The following is a 6,394-nucleotide window of genomic DNA, read 5'->3' on the forward strand; positions in this document are numbered from 1 at the left end:
GGGATGTATGGGGCGGAATGAGGAGGTATTCGGGTATTCAGGTATTCAGATAATCAGGTATGTTGATACATAACGCTACATTTATGGTTGATCCGCATCGGGGCGCGGAGTTCCTGGAGTGGTTCGCGCCGCTGGCGCGTAAGGCGGGTCCGGAAGGGAAGTCCCGTCTGTCGGTGATGAGACAGGCTGGTGGCGAAACCGCCGGTGAAACCCAGGCTCTGTGCGTAGCCTTTCAGGGGGAGTTCGAGTCTATGGAAGATGTCGCGGCTTGGACGTCTAAACGTCTGCGCCCGCTTGTGGCTGCTTTTGAACGCCGCTTTGCACCGGATGCGATGGTGTTTACTTCTGTGTTTGAAACGATTTTTTAATGGAAACGACACCCGGAAGCAGTGTGTCGGGAACCGGACATTGTAACTGGAACCGGACGTCGTAATGGAAACCGGACATCGTAATATGTAGAGGATGAATGACGAGGTAAGGAAATATGAGCGCATAATCATGGGTATCGACCCGGGTACGAATGTCATGGGTTATGGCGTGTTGGGCGTGAATGGGAAAAAAGTGGAGGTTGTGGTGATGGGGGTGATCCAGTTGAGCAAGTTCGAAAGCCATTATAAGCGGCTTCACCGCATTTTCGAGCGCGTAACAGGACTCGTGGAGCAGTATCTTCCCGATGAACTCGCTATCGAGGCTCCTTTTTTCGGGAAAAACGTGCAGTCAATGCTTAAGCTCGGCAGGGCGCAGGGTGTGGCGATGGCTGCTGCTCTGTGCCGCGACATACCTATTGCCGAATATGCGCCATTGACTATCAAGCAGGCGGTGACCGGTGCCGGATCCGCCTCCAAGGAGCGCGTGGCAGAGATGCTGCGCCATATCCTGAATATCCCGTCGAAAAAAATGCCCCATCTTCTCGATGCTACGGATGCCCTTGCCGCCGCGCTGACGCATTTCTACGAGACCGGTAAGCCGCAGATAGCAAAAGGTCCGAAGTCCTGGGCGGATTTCCTCTCGAAAAATCCCGACAGAATAGCTCCGAGAAGAGGAAAACAGGAGTGAGAGGATAGTTCCGGGAGGTGAGTAAGTCGGTGAACAGACTCTTAATGATGGCAAATGGCATGTATCATATGTTAAAAAGCGGAATGATGCCGAACAATAGGTAAATTTATTTCCTTAATAAGAAAGAATTACATATATTTGCGAGTTAAAACAATTTTAGAATAAAGGTTTAATTTTTTTACACCGACAAAAAACGACATAAAAATGGACAGATACCAGAAGACACTTGCTGAAAGCCAGGTCATCGAGAATGACGAGGTTGTAGCAGCTGAAGTAAAGAAGATAGTTGAAAATTCAGGGAAGTATGCCACTCCGGAGGTATATCAGTTCCTTTTCAGTTCCATCGACCTGACAACGCTCAGCACGGAAGACAGCGTGAAGAGTGTGTCTGAATTCACACAGAGAGTCAACGATTTCGATAATGATTATCCTCAGTTCAAGAATGTCGCCGCCATTTGTGTATACAGCAATTTCGCAGAGGTGGTAAAGGCTAATCTTGACGTAGAGGGTGTTGACATCGCTGTGGTTGCGGGCGGTTTCCCCTCAAGCCAGACATTCGATGCTGTCAAAGTGGCTGACGTGGCAATGGCTGTGGAAGGCGGTGCCAACGAGGTTGACATTGTGATGAATGTGGGACGTTTCCTTGATGAGAATTATGAGGATCTCTGCGACGAGATCATAGAGCTGAAGCATACCTGCCGCGATGCGAAACTCAAGGTTATCCTTGAGACAGGCTGTCTGAAGACCGCCGCCAATATCAAGAAAGCGTCAATTCTTTCGATGTACAGCGGTGCGGATTTCATCAAGACATCGACAGGAAAAATCTATACAGGGGCTTCGCTTGAAGCGGCATATGTGATGTGTCAGTGCATCAAGGAATATTATCAGAAGACCGGCAACAAGGTCGGTTTCAAGGCAGCAGGTGGGGTTCGCACTTCAGAAGAGGCACTTCATTATTATGCAATAGTGAAAGAGGTTCTCGGCGACGAATGGCTCAATCATGATCTCTTCCGTCTCGGCGCGAGCAGTCTTGCCAACAGCCTGCTTGCCACTATGACCGGGGAAGAGGTGAAATATTTCTAATCTCCATATCCACCTCAAATGAAACTTAACAGACTAACCGCATTGGCGCTGACACTCCTGATCGGAGTGTCAGCGTGTCTGTGCGTTAACGCACAGACACGAAAGCAATACCGCACTTTCGGTGTAGCTTTCTATAACCTTGAGAACCTTTTCGACACTATAAACAATAATGGGAAATACGATAAAGAGTTTTCCCCTTCCGGCTCCAACAAATGGGATGGCAAGAAGTATTGGTCGAAGATAAAGAATCTCTCTTATGCCATATCGCAGATGACCACAAAGACTACTCCGATTGGTCCTGCGGTTATCGGCGTGAGCGAAATCGAGAACATCACCGTGCTTCAGGATCTTGTAAAAGCCGATGCTATCAGAGAATGGAATCTCCAGATATGCCATCATGATTCTCCGGATGCGCGTGGCGTGGATGTGGGTCTTCTTTACAACCCAAAGCTTTTCCGCGTCATCAACGTGACAAACCACAGGCTCGTGGTGCCGGAACTTCCGAAGTTCAAGACCCGTGACCAGATGTGTGTGGTGGGTCTGATGGGTGGACGCCGCATCGCCATCATCGTGAACCACTGGCCTTCGCGTCGCGGAGGCGAGAAGGAGAGCAGCTGTCTGCGTGAGGCAGCCGCCTCGCTGAGCCGCTCGATCGCCGATTCCCTCTACAAAATCGATCCGAAGATGGGTGTGGTGGTTATGGGTGACCTTAATGACGACCCTCACAACAAGAGCGTTGCCGAGACACTGGGCGCGGTGAAGAAAATCGAGAACACGCCTGACGGCGGTTTCTTCAACCCCTTCTGGGAGAAGCTCGACAAAGGCATAGGTTCCTATATCTATCGCGGCGGATGGGATCTCTTCGACCAGATTATCGTAAACAAGAATCTTGTTGACGGTGCATGCGGGCTGAAATATCGCGGCGCCGAAGTGCTCAACAAGCAGTTCCTGCTGCAGAGCGACGGTAAGTATCGCGGCTATCCTCACCGCACATTCTCCGGCGGGGCGTGGACCAACGGCTATTCAGACCATCTGCCGACGGAGATTTTCCTTGTGCAGGAGGTTGTGAAATAACGAATAAAGACAACAATAATACTAAAACAGACTTTTTAATTATGCGAATTAAATTATCATTGCTGATGTTGCTGTGTATGGCACTTCCGTCGCTTGCCGCCACGGGTCTTACCGGCACTTTGGTCGATGCCCGCACAGGCAAGGCTGTCGCTGACGCCAATATCCTTCTGCGCGACCAGGCAATCTTCGTGACGAGCGGAACGGACGGAACGTTCACCATATCCAACGCCGCTCCTGGCACCGATGTGCTACAGATCATAGCCTATGGCTATTCGGACGCCTATAAGGACGTGACCATAGTCAAAGATATCGTAAAGAATATCGGCGAGATCAGACTCGATCCCTCCGGTTTCGACGGTTCGGCTCTCGACAGCGACAACTTCCTTTTCGACGAGGAGGAGATTCTCGATGAAGAGGGATCCGGTCAGAACGTAGGCACGATCCTTGGCGCCACCGATGATATCTATTACCAGACATCGAACTATGACTTCTCCACTCTCCGTTTCCGCTGGCGCGGTTATGACTCGAACTGGAACACCGGATACATCAACGGTATCAACTTCAACGACGCCATGCGCGGAAGGTTCAATTTCTCCGGTCTCGGCGGCATGACCTCAAGCGCATTCCGCAACCGCTCCACCGACATTGGTCTTGACGCTGCTCCTTTCGGCTACGGCAATATCGGAGGCTCAAGCAACTTCACTACTTATGCTTCGGAATACGCGCCCGGATTCAAAGGAAGTCTGGCTTATACCAACTCAAGCTATATGCTCAGAGCGATGTTCCAGTATTCCACAGGTCTCAACTCCAAGGGATGGGCGTTTTCTACCAGCATCATCGGCAGATATGCCCCGGAAGGCATAATCGAGGGTACGTTCTACAACTCACTCGGTCTGCAGTTCAGTCTCCAGAAGGTATTCAACGAGCATCATTCACTCAACCTCACCGCATGGGGTGCCCCCACGCAGCGTGCGACCAACAGCGCCGCGACCCAGGAGGCTTACGACCTCGCCGGCACGAATCTTTACAACCCGGCGTGGGGTTATCTTGACGGCAAGAAGAAATCTTCGAGAATCGTGGAGTCCGTTGATCCTTCCGTAATCTTCAACTGGGTGTGGAAACCCAAGATGGGCACTCAGCTCAATACCGGTATCGCATTCCGCAACAACAGATATTCAAGCTCTGCTCTGAACTGGTATCAGACTGCCGACCCGCGTCCAGACTATTACCGCTATCTCCCGTCGTATTACACTCCCGACGCGGACCCCTTTACCGATCCCGAGCTTTATGCCGCGCAGAAAGAGGTTTATGACTTCGTTGCCGACTGGTGGGGAGGAGACAAGGCTCACCGTCAGATCGACTGGAACCGTCTCTATCAGACCAATCTTCTCAACCGTCAGCAGTTTGACCGCAATCCGGAACTCGTAGGTCAGTCAAGCTATATCCTCGAGAACCGTCATTCGAATCTCACATCCTGGATGTTCAATTCATATCTCGACCACCGCATCAACGACAACATGACGCTTCAGGGTGGTCTCAGCGTGAACTACAGCGACGGTCACTATTACAAGACAGTGCGTGATCTGCTCGGAGGTGAGTTCTGGCGTGACATCGACAACTTCTCGGAACGTGACTTCGCAGGAAATCCCAATATCCTGCAGAATGACATGCGCAATCCCAACCGCAAGGTATATGAAGGCGATGTGTTCGGTTATGACTATAATATCCGCAGCATCAATGCCCGCGCATGGCTGCAGAACCAGATCACAACCGCCCACTGGAACGTGAACTATGGTCTTGAGGTCAGTTTCACTGACTTCGTGCGCCATGGCAACATGCAGAACGGCCGCGCACCCGAGAACTCACTCGGCACCGGCAAGCACCACTCTTTCGACAATGCCGCCCTCAAGGCAGGCGCGACCTACAAACTCGACGGACGCAACTATTTCACAGCCCACGCATCATACGGCACACGCGCCCCGATGCCTGACTACAGCTATGTCTCTCCCCGCACAAAAGACACTTCTGTGCAGGGTCTCAAATCAGAGCGTTTCTTCACCGCCGACCTTTCTTACACCTGGAACTATGCGCGTTTCCGCGGTTCTGTGACCGGTTTCTACACACGCATGTGGAACGGCATCAAGCGTTCAGGTTTCTATGACTACCAGCTCAACACATTCATGAACTACTCGATGTCGGGTATGGAGACTGAATACAAGGGTATCGAGTTAGGTATGGAATACAAGATTCTAAGCAATCTCTCGGTATCAGCTGCCGGAACATTCTCTCGCTATACTTACGAGAACGACCCTCTTGGCGTGCGCAGTTACGAAAACGGTTCGCAGGAAGACGTGACACGCCGCGTTTATCTTAAGAACTACCATATAGGCGGCACACCCCAGCAGGCTTATTCTATCGGCTTGAACTATAATATCAAACAATGGTTCTTTGAAGTGAATGGTCAGTGGTTCGGCGACAACTGGATCGACCTTTCGCCGGCTCGCCATGAAGAGATGCCCGGACTCTGGAAATTCTGCACTTCCGAGGAGGAATATATCCAGCGCCGCAACGAAATCACTCGTCAGGACAAACTCAACTCGGAATGGGTGATGAACCTCTCTATCGGCAAGGTGATCTACACCAAGTTCGGTTCTGTCAACTTCAATCTCAATGTCAACAACCTTCTCAACAACCGCAATATCCAGACAGGCGGCTATCAGGAGGGTAAGTTCGACTATACCGACTACAACGTGAACAAATTCCCCAACAAGATCTATTATGCCCAGGGCATACGTGTCTTCTTCAATGTGGGAATCAGATTTTAATCAATGAGAGATGTGTAATTGTGAAAATGTGATTATACATTGATTCATAATAAGTATAAATTAAGATGAAAAATATAAAGATCATACTTTCGATGCTTGTTCTGATGACCCTGGGTCTCGGAGCGTGCAACGATGAACTGGCGCAGCCGCCCGTAATAATTCCTGAGGGGGGCATCGGAACCGGAGCATGGGATAATCCCATGACAGTTTATCAGGTAGGTCTCGGCAGTGTCAACAATGCTTTTGAGTCTTGCTGGGTTAAGGGATATATTGTCGGTTATGTGAATATAGATGTTGCGAATGTGCTTAAAGACGAGACTGCTGTGTTCACGACTCCCGCAACAGTGAAGAGCAAT

Annotated in this window: 6 protein-coding genes; all 6 read left to right on the top strand. The window is 50.5% G+C overall.

From position 1 onward, the window contains the following. Nucleotides 1-59: 59 nt before the first annotated feature. Nucleotides 60-368 carry a DUF4286 family protein gene (locus tag JX312_RS07625; protein ID WP_123403088.1) on the top strand — a complete coding sequence of 103 codons (309 nt, stop codon included), beginning with the start codon at nucleotides 60-62 and terminating at the stop codon, nucleotides 366-368. A 94-nt stretch (nucleotides 369-462) separates the two neighbouring features. Beyond that, entirely contained in the window at nucleotides 463-1,056 is a 594-nt protein-coding gene (gene ruvC, locus JX312_RS07630) for a crossover junction endodeoxyribonuclease RuvC (RefSeq protein ID WP_204457589.1), read from the top strand. Between the two features lie 204 nt (nucleotides 1,057-1,260). After that, nucleotides 1,261-2,139 (top strand): deoxyribose-phosphate aldolase, encoded by an 879-nt coding sequence (gene deoC / locus JX312_RS07635; protein WP_124029426.1) that lies wholly within the window; start codon nucleotides 1,261-1,263, stop codon nucleotides 2,137-2,139. A gap of 18 nt (nucleotides 2,140-2,157) precedes the next feature. Then, on the top strand, nucleotides 2,158-3,213 hold the full coding sequence (locus JX312_RS07640; protein WP_239653853.1) for an endonuclease/exonuclease/phosphatase family protein: 1,056 nt from the start codon (nucleotides 2,158-2,160) through the stop codon (nucleotides 3,211-3,213). Between the two features lie 41 nt (nucleotides 3,214-3,254). Then, nucleotides 3,255-6,038: a TonB-dependent receptor gene (locus JX312_RS07645; protein WP_124029427.1), complete on the top strand. Its 2,784-nt coding sequence runs from the start codon at nucleotides 3,255-3,257 to the stop codon at nucleotides 6,036-6,038. A gap of 65 nt (nucleotides 6,039-6,103) precedes the next feature. Continuing rightward, a partial coding sequence (locus JX312_RS07650; protein WP_204457590.1) for a hypothetical protein occupies nucleotides 6,104-6,394 on the top strand: 291 nt, incomplete at its 3' end.

It is taken from the genome of Barnesiella sp. CU968 (assembly GCF_905219685.1).
GTDB classification, from domain to species: domain Bacteria; phylum Bacteroidota; class Bacteroidia; order Bacteroidales; family Muribaculaceae; genus Lepagella; species Lepagella muris_A.